The organism is uncultured Rothia sp., assembly GCF_916715725.1.
Taxonomy (GTDB): domain Bacteria; phylum Actinomycetota; class Actinomycetes; order Actinomycetales; family Micrococcaceae; genus Rothia.
Genome location: NZ_CAKAPD010000003.1, coordinates 85842 through 101524 on the forward strand (window position 1 = coordinate 85842; position 15683 = coordinate 101524).

At 57.9% G+C, this 15683-nt stretch carries 11 protein-coding genes; 2 read left to right on the forward strand and 9 right to left on the reverse strand.

Features of this window, described 5'->3' with window-relative positions:
* Window positions 1-48 precede the first annotated feature (48 nt).
* From QZ822_RS03195 to QZ822_RS03215, 5 genes are all read right to left on the reverse strand, one after another.
* Window positions 49-2142: an ABC transporter ATP-binding protein gene (locus QZ822_RS03195; protein WP_294642547.1), complete on the reverse strand. Its 2094-nt coding sequence runs from the start codon at window positions 2140-2142 to the stop codon at window positions 49-51.
* Window positions 2142-3143, reverse strand: a complete 1002-nt coding sequence (locus tag QZ822_RS03200) for an ABC transporter permease (protein ID WP_294642550.1) — start codon at window positions 3141-3143, stop codon at window positions 2142-2144. The genes QZ822_RS03195 and QZ822_RS03200 overlap by 1 nt, the downstream gene beginning before the upstream one ends.
* Window positions 3140-4135: an ABC transporter permease gene (locus QZ822_RS03205; protein ID WP_070629231.1), complete on the reverse strand. Its 996-nt coding sequence runs from the start codon at window positions 4133-4135 to the stop codon at window positions 3140-3142. The genes QZ822_RS03200 and QZ822_RS03205 overlap by 4 nt, the downstream gene beginning before the upstream one ends.
* A gap of 517 nt (window positions 4136-4652) precedes the next feature.
* The gene (locus QZ822_RS03210; protein WP_294642551.1) at window positions 4653-6380 is read right to left on the reverse strand and encodes an MDR family MFS transporter; all 1728 of its coding nucleotides are present in this window, start codon (window positions 6378-6380) and stop codon (window positions 4653-4655) included.
* A 129-nt stretch (window positions 6381-6509) separates the two neighbouring features.
* Window positions 6510-7181 (reverse strand): TetR/AcrR family transcriptional regulator, encoded by a 672-nt coding sequence (locus QZ822_RS03215; protein WP_294642553.1) that lies wholly within the window; start codon window positions 7179-7181, stop codon window positions 6510-6512.
* A gap of 164 nt (window positions 7182-7345) precedes the next feature.
* Between QZ822_RS03215 and cls the strand changes: the two genes are divergently transcribed.
* Window positions 7346-8824 (forward strand): cardiolipin synthase, encoded by a 1479-nt coding sequence (gene cls / locus QZ822_RS03220; protein ID WP_294642555.1) that lies wholly within the window; start codon window positions 7346-7348, stop codon window positions 8822-8824.
* 93 nt (window positions 8825-8917) lie between these two features.
* Here cls and QZ822_RS03225 read toward each other — a convergent pair whose 3' ends face one another.
* Both QZ822_RS03225 and QZ822_RS03230 read right to left on the reverse strand, forming a co-directional pair.
* The gene (locus QZ822_RS03225; RefSeq protein ID WP_294642557.1) at window positions 8918-10018 is read right to left on the reverse strand and encodes a YdcF family protein; all 1101 of its coding nucleotides are present in this window, start codon (window positions 10016-10018) and stop codon (window positions 8918-8920) included.
* A 234-nt stretch (window positions 10019-10252) separates the two neighbouring features.
* Window positions 10253-11449, reverse strand: coding sequence for an RNase H family protein (locus QZ822_RS03230; RefSeq protein ID WP_294642559.1), 1197 nt, complete (start codon window positions 11447-11449; stop codon window positions 10253-10255).
* Between the two features lie 282 nt (window positions 11450-11731).
* Here QZ822_RS03230 and QZ822_RS03235 point away from each other — a divergent pair, with 282 nt between their 5' ends.
* Complete coding sequence (locus tag QZ822_RS03235; protein WP_044150828.1) at window positions 11732-12010, forward strand: putative quinol monooxygenase; 279 nt, start codon at window positions 11732-11734, stop codon at window positions 12008-12010.
* Between the two features lie 142 nt (window positions 12011-12152).
* Here QZ822_RS03235 and QZ822_RS03240 read toward each other — a convergent pair whose 3' ends face one another.
* The gene (locus QZ822_RS03240; protein WP_294642560.1) at window positions 12153-13187 is read right to left on the reverse strand and encodes a 2-oxoglutarate dehydrogenase; all 1035 of its coding nucleotides are present in this window, start codon (window positions 13185-13187) and stop codon (window positions 12153-12155) included.
* Window positions 13188-13438: 251 nt separating this feature from the next.
* Entirely contained in the window at window positions 13439-15283 is a 1845-nt protein-coding gene (gene ilvD, locus QZ822_RS03245) for a dihydroxy-acid dehydratase (protein WP_294642562.1), read from the reverse strand.
* Window positions 15284-15683 lie beyond the last annotated feature (400 nt).

A 15683-nucleotide genomic window follows, 5' to 3' on the forward strand; every position in this document is an offset into this window, starting at 1 on the left:
AATATTCGCCCCTCGGCACACATGCGACTTATTCAGCCGACTCTAGAGCTACACCGTAGCGGCCTCAGCCTCCGGGAAGTAGCAAGCATAACCGTGATCCTCACCCTCAACGTGGGTCAGTTCCGGCATCTCCTCCAGGCAACGACGCTTCTTGTCCTCAGGCAGGAGCTTGAAGACCGGGCAGCGGCTCGAGAAGCCACAGCCCTTAGGCGCGTTCACCGGAGTGGGCAGGTCGCCCTCAAGCATAATGCGGTGGCGCTTTGCCTCAACCTCGGGATCCGGAACCGGAATCGCCGAGAGCAGTGCACGGGTGTACGGGTGAATCGGGTTGTCGAACACCTGGTCGACGTCACCAATCTCAACGATACGACCCAGGTACATCACTGCAACGCGGTCGGATGCGTGGCGAATCACCGCGAGGTCGTGAGCAACCATCAGGTAGCTCAGACCCAGGTTCGCACGCAGCTCCTCCAGCAGGTTAATCACGCCAGCCTGCACGGACACGTCCAGTGCGGACACCGGCTCATCCAGAACCACGAGCTTGGGGTTCACAGCCAGCGCACGAGCAATACCGATACGCTGACGCTGACCGCCAGAGAACTGGTTCGGGAAGCGGTTCACGTGGTCAGGCTGCAGACCCACAATGTGCATCAGTTCGATGACGCGCTTCTTGATGTCTGCCTTGTTCATGCCCTGGTTTTCCAGGGGCTCCGCAAGCACCTCGTAAACGGTGAAGCGCGGATCCAGAGCACCGGTGGGGTCCTGGAACACCATCTGCTGGTTCTTACGCAGCTCAAGAATCTCACCTGCGGACTTGCCGTCCTTGGTGGAGGTTCCGTTGATCAGAATCTCACCGTCGGTGTTCTTGTTGAACTCCATGATTTCCAGCAGGGTGGTGGTCTTACCACAACCGGACTCGCCCACGATAGAGAAGCACTCGCCTTCGCGAATGTCGAAGGACAGGCCGTTCACAGCCTTCACAGTGCCCACGCGGCGCTTAATCAGCGCACCCTTCATGAGCGGGAAGTGCTTCTTGACGTTGCGGACCTCCAGAACGGGGGCACGCTCCTCACGCGGAATACCGTCGTACTTCGATACCGGGGGTTCCGGAACCGGGTACAGCTCGTCAGCGGTCTTGCCGACCAGCTCCTGAGAGATGGTGCAGGAGGAGTAGTGACCCTCGCCAACGCCTTCCAGCAGCTGCAGCTCGGGCTCGCCGTTGGAGTCCTGGCAGCACTGGCCACCGCTCTTAGCGATGGGGCAACGCGGGCGGAAGGAGCACGCGGTCACCGGGTTGATCAGGTTCGGAGGGGTACCCTCAATCGGAACCAGGGAGATCTTCTCGGAACGGTCCACACGCGGGACCGCACCCAGCAGACCGATGGTGTACGGGTGGGAGGGATGCTTGTACAGATCTTCTGCCTTCGCAATCTCCACCGGCTTACCGGCGTACATCACCAGAATGTCGTCAGCCATACCAGCCACAACACCAAGGTCGTGGGTAATCATGATGGTCGCTGCGCCGGTCTCATCCTGAGCCTTCTGCATAACCTCCAGCACCTGCGCCTGGATGGTCACATCCAGTGCGGTGGTGGGCTCATCAGCGATGAGCACGCGGGGGTCATTCGCAATCGCCATAGCGATCATGATGCGCTGACGCATACCACCGGAGAACTCGTGCGGGAAGGAACGCAGGCGGTCAGCCGGCGAGGGAATACCCACCATACGCATCAGTTCGATGGAACGGTCCTTGATAGCCTGCTTGCTCATGCCCTTGTTGTGGACCTTGAGCACCTCAGCAATCTGATCACCAATGGTGTACACGGGGGTCAGCGAGGACAGCGGATCCTGGAAGATCATAGAGATCTCCTTGCCGCGGTATGCGCACATTTCCTTATCGCTCAAGCCCAGCAGCTCGGTGCCGTTGTACTTGACCGAACCGGTGATGTCGGCGGTAGTCGGGTGCAGGCCCATGATTGCCATGGAGGCAACGGACTTACCGGAACCGGACTCACCCACAATACCCAGGGTCTTACCGGGGTACAGGTCAAAGTTCACACCGCGAACAGCATGCACGATGCCATTCTCAGTGTTGAAGCGGACGTTGAGGTCCTTAACGCTCAGAACGGGAGAGGTACTCATTAGTTCTTCGCCTCCTTTGCAGCGGCAGCAGGTGCCTCTGCCTTCTCGCTCTTCTTGGACTTCTTGATCTTACCGACGGACATGGAGGTCGGGTCGAATGCGTCACGCAGACCGTCGTTCATGAGGGCCAGCGGACCAACCAGCAGGAAGAAGAACAGAACCGGGAACCAGAACATGTGCGGCAGGGTGTTAATCTGCTGCGAAGCATCCGAAATCAGCGAACCCAGCGAGTAGTTGGGGTACTTAATACCGATGCCGATGAAGGAGTAGGCAACCTCAGAGAGCACAGCACCCATGATGCCGCTGGTGAAGTTCAGAACCAGCAGGGAGCCGATGTTCGGGACCAGGTGGCGCATCACAATCTTGAAGGGGTGCACACCCATGTAGCGTGCAGCCTTCACAAAGTCGCGGTTGATGAGGGACTGCGCCATTGCACGAATAACACGGGCGCTACCCATCCAGCCGAAGGCAATCAGCACTGCAGAGAGCAGAATCCAGGTGGGAACGCTCTTCTGAATCTGCTTACCAACCTGACCGTTGATCAGAATTGCCAGAATCAGCAGCGAGGGAACCATGATCAGGGTCTCGAGGATGAACAGCATGATCTTGTCGATCCAGCCGCCGAAGTACGCCATCACACAGCCGTAGACTGCGGAGATGAACACGGTGATGAAACCAACGACCACACCAATTTCGAGGGAGGTCCAAACGGCCTCAACCATCATGGCAAACACGTCGTTACCCGCAATGGTGGTACCGAACCAGTGGTCAGCCGAGGGACCTTCACCCAGCGCCATGTAGTCAATGTCGTTGGGCTTGTACTTGGTCAGGTACTTACCGAACAGGCCGAACAGACCCATGCCGATGAACACGGACAGGCCGAAGACTGCAGCCTTGTTACGCAGGAAGCGGCGCAGAATAATAACGCTCTTGTTGATGACCTTGAAGTCACCGTTCTCCTGTACCACCGGTACGGAGGAAGTTGCAGTTACCTGGCTCATGAGATCCTCACTCGGGGGTCGACGATGGTGGTAGCGATATCAGCGATGATCGCACCGACAGCGAACAGTGCAGAACCGTACGCGAGGGTCACGGTCGCAGCGTTCACGTCCTGCGAGGAAATGGAGTCAATCGACCACTTACCGATACCGGGCCATGCAAAGACGGTCTCAGCGAAGAATGCACCCGCAAAAATCAGCGGAATCTGGTACGCAATGGACTGTGCCACGGGGATGAAGGAGACGCGCAGTGCGTGGCGAGTAATCGCCTGGTTGCGGGTCAGACCCTTAGCACGAGCAGTACGCACGAAGTCAGCGTTCACGTTATCGAGCAGGTACTGACGCTGTGCGATCTGGTAACCAGCCCAGCCGAAGATGGTCATACAGAAAGTCGGCACGATGTAGTGCGCCGCCATATCGATGGTGATTTCCCAGAATCCGGTCAGACCCGGAGTCGAAATACCGGTCACGAAGAAAATCTTCTCTCCACCATTAGCAACGGCGATGTTGTTGATAGTGGTCGCGCCCTGCTGCACCACGAAGTATGCAACGGGAGCGGGGATGATGTAGACCAGGTAGGAGTAACCGGTGATAACACGGTCAGAGAACTTGTACTGGCGAGCTGCCGAGTACACACCCAGGGCAATACCAATCACAATCGAGAGAATGGTAGCCACCAGCAGCAGGCGGGTAGAGACCCACACGCGCTGGCCAAATTCCTGGTTAATGTACGCGCCGTTGGGGCTACGGCCCCAATCGAACTTGGTGACCACATTGGTCAGCCACTGAACGTAGCGGTCCCAGGGGTTCATTTCGGGATCGAGACCCAGGGACGCGAAGTTACGGTTCACCTGCTCAGGGCTAGGCTTCGGAACCTTTTCCTGCTCCAAGAGGGCAGGCTTCAGGGCAGTAACCGCTGCAAAGTAACCCATCGTGGTCGTAATAAAGACCATGACGAGGTACGTCAGCGATCGCTGGAGGATGTACCTAAACATGGGACGGTTCCCCTCCTTGTGTAGATGTCGGTGTCATAGGCATGTGTGTCATGCTGTCCTAGCGCACTGCTTCGTGATGGCTGTCACTAGGAGCATAGTTACTTTATCTTATATAGCCCGTAACACTTCCACCAAACCCACATTGGGTACTTTCACCCCTTAGAACAGCCTGTACGCAAGCTAAAAGAGTGCTGAATAAAAAAATGCCCCGGAATACCGGGGAAAAGGGGCGGATTAACAATTTTTACGAAAATTTTACATCCGAAACAATTAATCCCAGATAGGGACGTAATAACCTTTTCGATAAGCGCTTTAACAGGGTAAAACACCACGTAAACCCACCACTTAGAAGACTAAGCCAACAGTTCAAGACCCTAAAGCAGAGACTAAGGCACACCTCTTAAACGCGCTATTTAAGGCAACACAGCCAAAAACGGCACCCCGGCACGAGCACACGACTCGCACCGGGGCGCCGCTTATATAGGAAGGCAACGCCTCCGCATCTAGTGCTAAGACCTTAGCTTTTAGTGTTAGGTTCCGATTCAGCTGAACCCTCCGAGTTCAACGACTCATCAATACGAGTGCGGGCAGAACCCTGCATACCCTTCAGAGCCTGCGCATCCTTAGCCGCCATCTCCGGAGTAATCACCGGAATCGCACCGGTCGCCGCGCGGGCAATATCAACAGCCGGCTCAGTCTCCAGGGTCGTCGCCAGCGCATCCTCACGAATGAAGAACAGAAGCAGCGTAGACACCAGACCCAGCGGAACCAGGTACAGGAACAGCGGAATCAGCGCATCGTTATACGCATTCACGATGATGCCGTGCACCGGCTCCGGCAAAGACGCCACCAGCTCAGGAGTCAGAGACGACGACGCATGGCTACCCGAAGACTGCAGCGCCTGCTGCGGCATACGTTCAGAAATCAGCGAGGTCAGACGCGAGGTGAACAGGCCACCCACCAGCGAGGCACCCACGGTAGCACCCACCTGACGGAAGAAGTTATTCGACGCCGTCGCGGTACCAACCACGCTCACCGGGAACGCATTCTGAACAATCAGAGTCAAGAACTGCATGGACATGCCCAGGCCGGCACCCATCACCGCAAGGTAAGTACAGAACAGCCAGGTCGGGGTATCAACGTTCACGGTCGACAGCAGGAACAGGCCCAGCGCCACAATCGCGGTACCGCTCGTCACGTAACGCTTATAGCGACCGCTCTTCGAGACCACGCGGCCCGTCACAATCGACACCACTAGCATGACGCCCATCATCGGAATCATCAGCAGACCAGCCACCGTAGCGCTCACACCCAGTGCCATCTGCAGATAGGTCGGGATGTACTCCACAGCACCGAACATCGCCACACCCAGCGCCAGCGAAGCACCCAGGGTCAGCAGGAAGTTACGGTTCTTGAACAGGTACATGGGCATAACCGGCTCCGCCGCACGGTTCTCCACCGGAATAAACACCAGCGCAGCAACCACAGAGAAGACCAGCAGACCAATAATCTGCGGCGACGTCCACTCGTACTGGTTACCGCCCCAAATCGTAGCAAGCACCAGCGCACTCGTGCCCGCCATCAGAATCAGCGAGCCAAGGTAGTCGATGCTGTGCTTCTCACGCTCACGGAACGGGCGGTGCGGCAGCAAGAAAATCACCGCAAGAATCGATAGGATAGCCAGCGGCAGGTTCAGCCAGAACGCCCAACGCCAACCCGGGCCCTCAGTAATCCAGCCACCAATCAGCGGGCCAGCCACCGACGAGAACGCAAAAACGCCACCGATAATACCCATGTAGCGGCCACGGTCGCGGGGAGGAATAACATCAGCAATTACAGCCTGCGACAGAATCATCAGACCGCCACCGCCCAGACCCTGCAGGGCACGAGCGAAAATCAGCCAGTTCATGTTCTGCGCGAGCGCGCCAACAATCGAACCCGCCATGAAGGAGACAATCGCAAAAATCAGGAAGGGCTTGCGTCCGAACTGGTCCGATAGCTTGCCGTAGACTGGCATCGTAATCGTCGAAAGCAGGATGAAAATAGTAATCACCCAGCTCATGTGCTCCACGCCGTGAAGCTCACCCACAATCGTGGGCAGCGACGGCGCCAGAATCGTCTGGTTCAGCGAGGACATGAGCATCACAATGACCAGGCCTAGGAACATGGCGCGGATGCGGTTTTTACTTTCCTGCTTAGCCTCGCCGGCTGGCGGCTGAGGTAGGTTCTTTTCCTCTGTACTCATCGATAATCCTTAGTTACGTTCAATATGTGTCTGTTGCGAGTGCCCGCGGGGATCCACGTTCTGGTTCCAGCAGACGGGTTTCTGTAGCCCCGTGTATAGCCGGGTATATCCCACGACTGTGAATCGCCGCTAGATAGCGGGTCGGTTCTGCTCAAAAAGCAGGAACTGGAAGGTCTTCACCGTCTGGCGGATAGAGCGGGCGACTTCCTCTTCGTTTTCCAAGTTGCGGGCGAATTCCAGTTGGCGAAGTACCGCCGATGCCAGCTGCACCTTCGCGCGGGAACGCTCCCGGAAGTGATCGGTCAGCGGGTCAGCCGGAGTGCGGCGCGGGAAGGGGCCGCGGCGACCGGCAGCGTCGAAAGCCACCCAGTCGATGGTGTTGAGGTACTCGGTCAGTACCTGCTCGCACTTCATGTAGTGCATTTTCATTCGTTTCGCGGACTCGGGGAACTCCTGATAGGGAGCTCGGGGATCCTTGCCCTTGGCGTAGTGGAAGCTCTGGAAAATGACCTGCCACAGAAGGTGGGTCACACGGATGATCGTGTTGTCATCCTCGTGGGCGCGGTCCGTTTCGAGGATTTCCTCACTGACCACCGGTTCGCGCAGACCCAGGACGGCGTCCTCTTTGGAGGGGAAGTAATTGAAGAAGGTGCGCGGGGAGACGCCTGCCTCCTGGGCGATTTCTTCAACGGTGGTTCCGCGCATCCCGTGTTCGCGGACGCGTTTGAGGGCTGCTTCGTGGATTGCCGTCCAGGTTTGTTCGCGGCGGCGTTCTCGAAGGCTCTGTTCCTTTTTCTGCATAACTGCAATTATTTCATCACTGCACACAATGCTCAAGTGCATTTTTAGCGTTAAGGCTCACAGCAAAACCAGCTAAACGGCAGAGCAACCCAGCGGAACACCAGCATCCGGCGCCGCAAACCTACTCCCCCAAGCCGCACACGAAACATCGGCATAATAGAGGAGTGAATACGTTTGCCCCCACCTATCTCGACTTCCTGCCTGACTGGCTGCGCCTCGCACTCGGAATCGCCGATATCCTCATCCGACTCACAGCCCTCTTCTGGCTCCCCTACAACCGCAAGCCGGTCGTCGCTCTCGGTTGGCTTATGGCAATCTTCTTCATCCCCTTCGTCGGGTTCATCGCATTCCTCGTCTTCGGCTCCTCGCGCCTGCCCGCCTACCGCCGCGCACGCCAACACGCCATGAACGACATGATTCGCGAAGTCACCGAAAACAGGCCTTTCCTCGCCCGCACCGACGATCTCTCCGACCCCTCCAAGGTAGCCAGCCAGCTCAACTACACCCTCGGCTCGCTCCCCCTGGTCGGCGGCAACCAATTCACCCTCCACACCGACAACCACCAGGCAATGGTCGCCATGGCCGAAGAAGTCGACCGCGCCACCAAATACGTGCACTTCGAGTTCTACATCACCGCCTACGACGAGGCGAGCGCAGTCCTCTGGGACGCCCTCTTCGCCGCCCACAAACGCGGCGTGCAGGTGCGCGTGCTCATCGACCACATCGGTTCCCGCAAGTACCCGTCCTATAAGAAGCTCGTCAAGATGCTCAACGACTCGGGTATGCAGTGGCGCCTGATGCTGCCGCTCAAACCGTGGAAGCTCAAATGGCAGCGCCCCGACCTGCGTAACCACCGTAAGGTTCTCGTCGTGGACGGTCGCGTTGCGTTCTCCGGCTCGCAGAACGCTATTCACCGCTCCTACGATCTACCTGAAAACATTAAGAAGGGCCTGGAGTGGAAGGACCTGACTTTCTCCTGCACCGGCCCCATTGTTGAAGAGCTCAACGCCGTTTTCGTCTCCGACTGGTACTCCGAAACGAACCAGCTGATCCTGGCTGAAATTAACACCTCGATCCCCTACCGTGAGGATGGGATGCGCGCCCAGGTTGTTCCCTCCGGCCCCGGTTTTGAAACCGAAAACAACCTGCGTCTCATCAACTACTTGATCTACAATGCGGAGCGGCGCATCACCATCTGCTCGCCCTACTTCGTACCCGAAGAGACCCTGTTGCAGGCGCTCACGAACGCCGCGTACTCCGGCATTGAAACTACTGTGATCGTGTGCGAGAAGGGCGACCAGTTCCTGCCGAACATGGCGCAGCGCTCCTACTACGAGCAGCTGCTGCAGGCGGGCGTGCGTATTCTGCAGTACCCCAGCCCGACCGTTCTGCACTCCAAGTTCATGATGGTGGACGATGAGATCGCATTCATTGGTTCCTCCAATATGGATCCGCGTTCCTTCTCGTTGAATATGGAAGTGTCAACGTTCGTCATCGACCGTGAAATGGTGGCGATGCTGGATGAAGTGTCCGCCGAGTACGAGCAGGTCTGCACCGAGCTGCTGTACACCCAGTGGGCGGAGCGTCCGCGCCGCATCAAGATGGCGGAGAACCTCTGCCGACTGTGGTCATCGCTCCTCTAAATAAAACTGCCCACCCGGATAACCCAGGGTGGGCAGTTTTATTGTATGAGGCGCTATCGCAGGATGCGCGGGGTTACCAGTAAGAGCCGCAGGCTAGACCGGTTCGCCCGGGCCCACCAGGCCGAAGGAGTACATCCACCAGACAAAGAGAGCCAGCGCAATGTAGAGAACCGTGCACACACTCAGGGTGATGATGTGGCGGCGGCGAGTCATGCTCAGGTAGCCGATGAACTCGCGAATAAACGCGTTCACCGCAAAGTACACCTTCGTCGGTGCGCCTGCACCCCAGCACTTCAGACCCAGCGAACGCGCCAGCAGCAACGCACGGAACAGGTGGTAGCTGGTTGTTGCCACAGCAACCTTCGGGGTCATTCCCTCGGCAACCTCGGGCATCAGGGCGTAAGAGAAGAGCAGGTTCTCGCGGGTGTTCACCGCACGGTCCTCCACAATAATGTCCGCCTCAGGAATACCGCGGGCAATAGCGTAACGGGTCATCGCCACGCCCTCGGGCACCTCTTCATCCGCGCCCTGACCGCCAGACATGATCAGCTTCGAGCCGGGGTTCTTACGGTAGATTTCAATACCGCGATTAATACGCGCCGCCAACAAAGGAGTCACCTGATCGCCCATCAGACCCGAACCGAGAACCACCACATAGTCAGCCTGCTTGCGGAAATTAACCAGGTTCAACGCAGCCGCCACGGTAAAGCCCACCGCGTAAATCGTGAAATAGGTCAGCACCAGCGAAAGATAGAAATAAATAGTGCCCCACACACCGCCCAGCGGCGTATTCTCAGCGGGACCGGGAGCAAAGAACGGACCCACAATCAGTGCCGCCCCGGCCGCCAACGCCAAAGAATTAGTAAGCGAAAAACCCTCACGAACAATGAGGCGAATACCGCTATAGAGGAAAAGACCGGTCAAGCCCAGAGGCGTAAAAATCGAAAGAAACGCCGGAATAATAACAATAAGGAACGCCAGCACCAGCAAAATCTGGTTCTCCGACACAATAGCCGTCACGGCCAGGCTCGTACCCAGCAGCCCCACGGTCGCAATCAGAAGCCAGCCCACGAACACGCTACGGCGTTCCCGCAGGTAGAGGCCAATAAAACTGAGAAGGCACAGAGCCGTCAGCGCATACAGCACCACCAGCGGATTAAAGGGAGACGAGTCGGGAGGAGGAAGAAAAGACATAAAAGGGTCCCAAAAATAGTATGTGCCGGCTAAACAAATCGGGAGAATCAAAAATTCTTCACACAATTCTATCCCCGCCACTGTGCATCTATCGCTGCAGACCCACCGCACACAAGCACACACAGAACAAGCACACACACAGAAAAGGGCAAAAAGAAACACGCGACACCTCCGACATCGCATACCTTCGTATGCGGCGAATGCATCGCGCGTTCATTTCTACCCTGGACTAGTTTAGCGCCATAAACGGTTTCCCGTGTGGATTGAAGAAGGTTTAATCTGCAACCACTCCGGCGCAAGCAAACGAACAGCCTTCGCACAACCCGACAAAGCAGTAATAATCGACTCGCAACGCTGATTAAACTCGCTCTGATGACGCTTATCCACAATCTGCCCCGGAAAATGGCGATGCATCTTCGACACAGAGTCGCTACTCTCCTGCAAACCGTGGCCCGTATGACCCGGAACATGCTTCACCAGCACACGCTTCTCGCGGATAGCCTCCGTCAAAGCACGCATCTGAGCCACCACGCGCTCATCCTGAATACCCTCAGAAACCCACGCCTCAAAAGCCCAACGGCTATGCGCCAAACGCAACACAAACGTCAACGCACCCAAAGAATCCGTATGAATAATCAGGCGACGCGACCCACTATGGAACACCGTATAAGCCGCCAACATTGCAGACAGCTCACCGGTCATAATATTCACGCCATCATAGTGGGCATGAAAATAGAAGCCGTCCTCACTTACGCCGGCGATGCCCATACGGCCGCCACGCTGATACTTCTTATTGTGAGTCGAACGGAACGAACAATCCGTGAAAACGCTATAGTCCTGCAGCTGATCCAGCGGTCGAGGGGTCAGCGCCTCCTCCACCATCTCATCCACAGCGGTACGTGCAGCGCACACCTCAGCCTGCACCCGCTCATACGCGGGCGTGCCGGCAAGCTTCACATGCACTTCCCCCAAAGAATGGTTATCGTACGGGTCCAGCACCTTCTCAAAGGCGCGGTACTCCATGATCGCCTTCAACTGGTCACAGTCACGGAAAAGATGCTTCAAATTCTTACGGTCAGCAGCAATCGTCACCAGGTTCTGGCGGTACTGCTCAGGAACCACATCCCACGCAGAAAGCACGGCACGACCCAGCAGACGCGGATGCACCTCATCACAGCACTCCATGAGGGAATGGACGTGGGTAGAGAGCATCTGCTCCTCATTCACCACGGTGCGGGTGCCGTCCTGCTTTGAAATAAAAACCACCGTTGACAAGGCGGAATAACAAAAACCCTGCGCCTTACGATGCTCCTGAGCCACCGCAATCACAGCAACGCCCTGATCCGTGTAACCGGCAGGGTACGAGGCGCTATAGTCGGGTGCCTCCCAGGTCAGGGTACATCGTTTGATGTGCGCCGGTGAAAATCCCATGAGTGTCACCCCCCATGCGTGCCATACCGCTTCTCCTTCCATTCGTGCGGTGTATCGTCCTCATTCTTTTATAGGTCGAAAAGAAAGGGGCACGCAAATATAAAACACCTTTTTTACAGTCAGCGAATGGAATAACCGCAACTCCTCGCACGCACCGCCAAGGCAGGGAACACAGCTCGAGAAAACCTCGCACATACCCCACCGAGGCGAAGGTGAAGGTGTACCGTAAAAGAGTCATATACGACGCGGCAGCCCGCCGCACCATCCGATAAGGAGAGCCCCATGATTGGTGTTTACGCCGGAGTATCCGTCAAGCCCGAGCACGTCGAAGAATTCCTCAAGACCATCGAACCGCTCGTGACCGCAAGCCGTCAGGACGAAGGCAACGTCAGCTACGATTTCGGCGCCGTCTCCGACACCGACTTCGCATTCATCGAGCGCTGGGAATCCCAGGAACTGCTCGAAAAGCACATGGGCACCGAGCACTTCCAGAAGGCAGTCGCCGCATGGGAGCCGCTGCTCTCCTCCGAACTGGACGTTCGCATCGTCAACTTCCGCTAAGCGACGTTAAAGACCGAGGTGCCCGGCACCCCTGCTTGAGGGGTGCCGGGCACCTTCGTATATTCGTATATCAGCCTTGGAGGCGAGCGCGGCTACTAGCGGCGTGCCTCGCCTTCATTTGCGGTTGAGCGGCGCTCTCAGCTTATCGGCGCTCGACGCCAACCTCCACCGAATCAAGCGTGAAACCATTCGTCGCGCTCACGCAATGCACCTTACCGGTATTCACCGACTTACAGGTGTAACCGTACGCGGTCACCACCTGACCGGCAGGCAGCGCAGTAATGCCCTCGGTATTCACCGGCTCCGGGGTGGAGGTCTGACCGACCAGGCTCACCTCGGGTGCCTGGCCCTGCACCATGTGCACACGCTGCTGCGCCTTACCGGATGCGGCATCCCAGCCCTCCAGGGTCACGCCCACCAGCGCCTGGCAATCCACACCTGACAGGGTCACCGAGCACGCGACCTTAGAGTCCGGGCTGGTGAAACGCAGCGCCTCAACGGTCTTTGCCGAATCGCCCTGACCGAACGTGCCACCGCCGTACGCTTCAGCGAAAGTCAGCACACCCGAGAGCATGCGGGTCTGCGCCGGAATCAACGCCAGGCGAGGCTTCTCAGCGCTACCACCCTGAGTGAAGCAGGCACCCGTAATGTAGTCGCGGCCCTGCACCTTCGTAGCGCACTGGTACCACTCCACGCTTGCCGAACCGTCCTGGTTCTTGCGGCTGTTGAAGAGGCGCACCGCCTCCTGAGCCTTCGCGCAATCCGAACCGTCGTACACGTAGATACCGGCGGAACCACCCAGCTGGCTGGTCAAGCCGCAGCGGGTACCCGCATCAATGGTGTTCGTGGAGCCGCTCGCCGTGGCGTATGCCGCCTCGTATTCGGCGTCGGTGCTCGGCTCATCCGTGGGAGTCGCCACCGAATCGTAGGTCGCAGGGGAATCCAGACCGGCAGAGATCTGCACAGTATTCGGCTTCCAGGAGCCGTCCGCCGCGTGGAACAGGGTCTTCGCGTCAACAGCCGCGGAAGAAGTCGCCACCTTCATCGGGGCGGTTTCAGAATCATCAGCCTGCGGCTGGGCAGAGCAAGAGCTCAAAGCGAGCGCACCGATGCAGGCAAGAGCCGTCAGGGCACGACGAGTAAAAGCACGCTGTGCGCGTGCGGGCAGGGTAACCATGAATGCGTCCTCGTGAGGGTTGCGAATTGCGTTGTGTTTGAGTGGTTGTGCTGAGTCGGTGAATCGGGTACCTAAATACCTTCTTACACCCTACTGCACCGCAACTGACAAGGCAATACGCCGCACCGAGTATCCCACGACGGTAGACAAAGACGCGGACAAAGAACAGCGCCCCGCCCGCAGAAAAACCGCGGAACGGGGCGCCAGCCCATAGGGCAAGATATTAAATTCTCACACGATACGTAAGGGGCTTATACGTCCTCGGGCAGGATGCGCACGCCGCCCTTATCAGCCGAAGCAGCCAGCATGCCGTACACCTTCAGGGCGTTCGATACCTGACGCTCACGCGGCTTCGACGGACGCCACGGTGCAGCACCCTTCGCCTCGCGGCGAGCAGCCAGCTCCTCATCCGAAACGTTCACACGCAGGATGCGGTTGTTCACGTCAATCTCAATCTCGTCACCGGTCTGCACCAGACCGATAGCGCCGCCAGCAGCCGCCTCCGGGGAGACGTGACCAATCGAAATACCAGAGGTACCGCCGGAGAAACGACCGTCAGTAATCAGTGCACACTTCTTACCGAGGCCCAGACCCTTCAGGTAGGAGGTCGGGTACAGCATCTCCTGCATACCCGGGCCGCCCTTCGGACCCTCGTACTGGATGACGACAACGTCGCCTTCCTTCACGTTCTTCGACAGGATCTCGTACACAGCCTCGTCCTGAGACTCAACCACGAAAGCGCGACCCTTGAAGTGGAACAGCTCCTCATCAATACCGGCGGACTTGATGATTGCGCCGTTCTGGGCGATGTTGCCGTACAGGACCGCCAGACCGCCATCCTTGGTGTACGCGTGCTCCACGGCACGGATGCAGCCGTTCTCAGCGTCAGTCTCGTGGGACTCGTACTTGTTCGCGGTGGAGAACGCCTGGGTGGTGCGCACACCGCCGGGAGCCGCGAGGAACAGGTCCTTCGCTTTCTCGCTAGCCTTGCCGCTGCGGATATCCCACTCGTCCAGCCACTCGTCCAGCGAGTCAGCGTGAACAGAATGAACGTTCTTGTGCAGCAGGCCGGCACGGTTCAGCTCACCCAGCAGGGCAGGAATACCACCGGCACGGTGCACGTGCTCAATGTGGTACTTGGTGGAGTTCGGGGCGACCTTCGCCAGGCAGGGAACCTGACGCGAAATGCGGTCAATATCCTTCAGGGTAAAGTCAGCGCCCGCCTCGTGAGCAATCGCCAGGGTGTGCAGCACGGTGTTGGTCGAACCGCCCATCGCCACATCCAGCGCCATAGCGTTCTCGAACGCCTCCTTGGTCGCAATGGAGCGAGGCAGAACCGACTCATCATCCTGCTCGTAGTAGCGCTTAGCCAGCTCCACGATGCGGCGGCCAGCATCCAGGAACAGCTCCTTACGAGCCACCTGGGTAGCCAAGGTGGTGCCGTTACCCGGCAGTGCCAGGCCGATGGCCTCGTTCAGGCAGTTCATGGAGTTCGCAGTGAACATACCCGCACACGAGCCACAGGTCGGGCAGGCGTTCTTCTCGACCTGGGCAAGAGCCTCATCGCTGACACTGTCGTTAACAGCCATCACCATGGCGTCAATCAGGTCGAGGCGGTGCTCAACAACGCCCTCAATGCCCTCGCCGGACTCCATCGGGCCGCCGGACACAAAAATCGTGGGAATGTTCAGGCGCATAGCGGCCAGAAGCATACCGGGGGTGATCTTGTCACAGTTAGAGATGCAGACCAGCGCGTCGGCACGGTGCGCGTTGACCATGTACTCGACCGAGTCAGCAATCAGATCGCGGGAAGGCAGCGAGTAGAGCATACCGTCGTGACCCATCGCGATACCGTCATCAACAGCGATGGTGTTAAATTCCTTGGCGACGCCGCCAGCCTCACGAATCGCGCCGGCGACCAGCTCACCCATGTCCTTCAGGTGCACGTGGCCGGGCACGAACTGGGTGAAGGAGTTCGCGATAGCAATAATGGGCTTGCCGAAGTCGTCATCGCCCATGCCGGTGGCACGCCACAGGGCGCGGGCACCAGCCATGTTACGGCCGTGAGTTGAAGTACGTGAACGCAGTTCTGGCATTGTTTTACCTTCCGTAGTGATGCAAGTACTGATTTTACGCGCGGCGTCCAACGCTCTTCAGCTCAGGGTCACTTTGGTTTCATGCATCGAAACGCGCACGAGCCTGCAACCGCCTATCGGTGGGAGGGTTGAGGCCACGGGGGTTGTGCCGGATCTGCGGCAGAATTGCCCCCTTTGGGGTAGATGGGGGACATCACCCCATTATGCCCCCTAATCTGGAATGAGCCCAGGTTGCGGGCGGCGATATTCAGTCGGCGAACGCACCGGGAGGCGGTGGGCCGCCGTGCCTGCCGCGTACGGGCCTCGCTGCGCATACGTAGCACCACACGTAGCACCGGTGCGGTTCATTTCCAACACACTGATTTATACACGCTTTTATACACGCTGAACCCTGCTTACA

Coding starts and splice junctions, on each gene's coding strand:
- ilvD (WP_294642562.1), bottom strand. CDS start 15,283: ATGCCAGAACTGCGTTCACGTACTTCAACTCACGGCCGTAACATGGCT.
- QZ822_RS03235 (WP_044150828.1), top strand. CDS start 11,732: ATGATTGGTGTTTACGCCGGAGTATCCGTCAAGCCCGAGCACGTCGAA.
- QZ822_RS03240 (WP_294642560.1), bottom strand. CDS start 13,187: ATGGTTACCCTGCCCGCACGCGCACAGCGTGCTTTTACTCGTCGTGCC.
- QZ822_RS03225 (WP_294642557.1), bottom strand. CDS start 10,018: ATGTCTTTTCTTCCTCCTCCCGACTCGTCTCCCTTTAATCCGCTGGTG.
- QZ822_RS03195 (WP_294642547.1), bottom strand. CDS start 2,142: ATGAGTACCTCTCCCGTTCTGAGCGTTAAGGACCTCAACGTCCGCTTC.
- QZ822_RS03210 (WP_294642551.1), bottom strand. CDS start 6,380: ATGAGTACAGAGGAAAAGAACCTACCTCAGCCGCCAGCCGGCGAGGCT.
- QZ822_RS03230 (WP_294642559.1), bottom strand. CDS start 11,449: ATGGGATTTTCACCGGCGCACATCAAACGATGTACCCTGACCTGGGAG.
- QZ822_RS03205 (WP_070629231.1), bottom strand. CDS start 4,135: ATGTTTAGGTACATCCTCCAGCGATCGCTGACGTACCTCGTCATGGTC.
- QZ822_RS03215 (WP_294642553.1), bottom strand. CDS start 7,181: ATGCAGAAAAAGGAACAGAGCCTTCGAGAACGCCGCCGCGAACAAACC.
- QZ822_RS03200 (WP_294642550.1), bottom strand. CDS start 3,143: ATGAGCCAGGTAACTGCAACTTCCTCCGTACCGGTGGTACAGGAGAAC.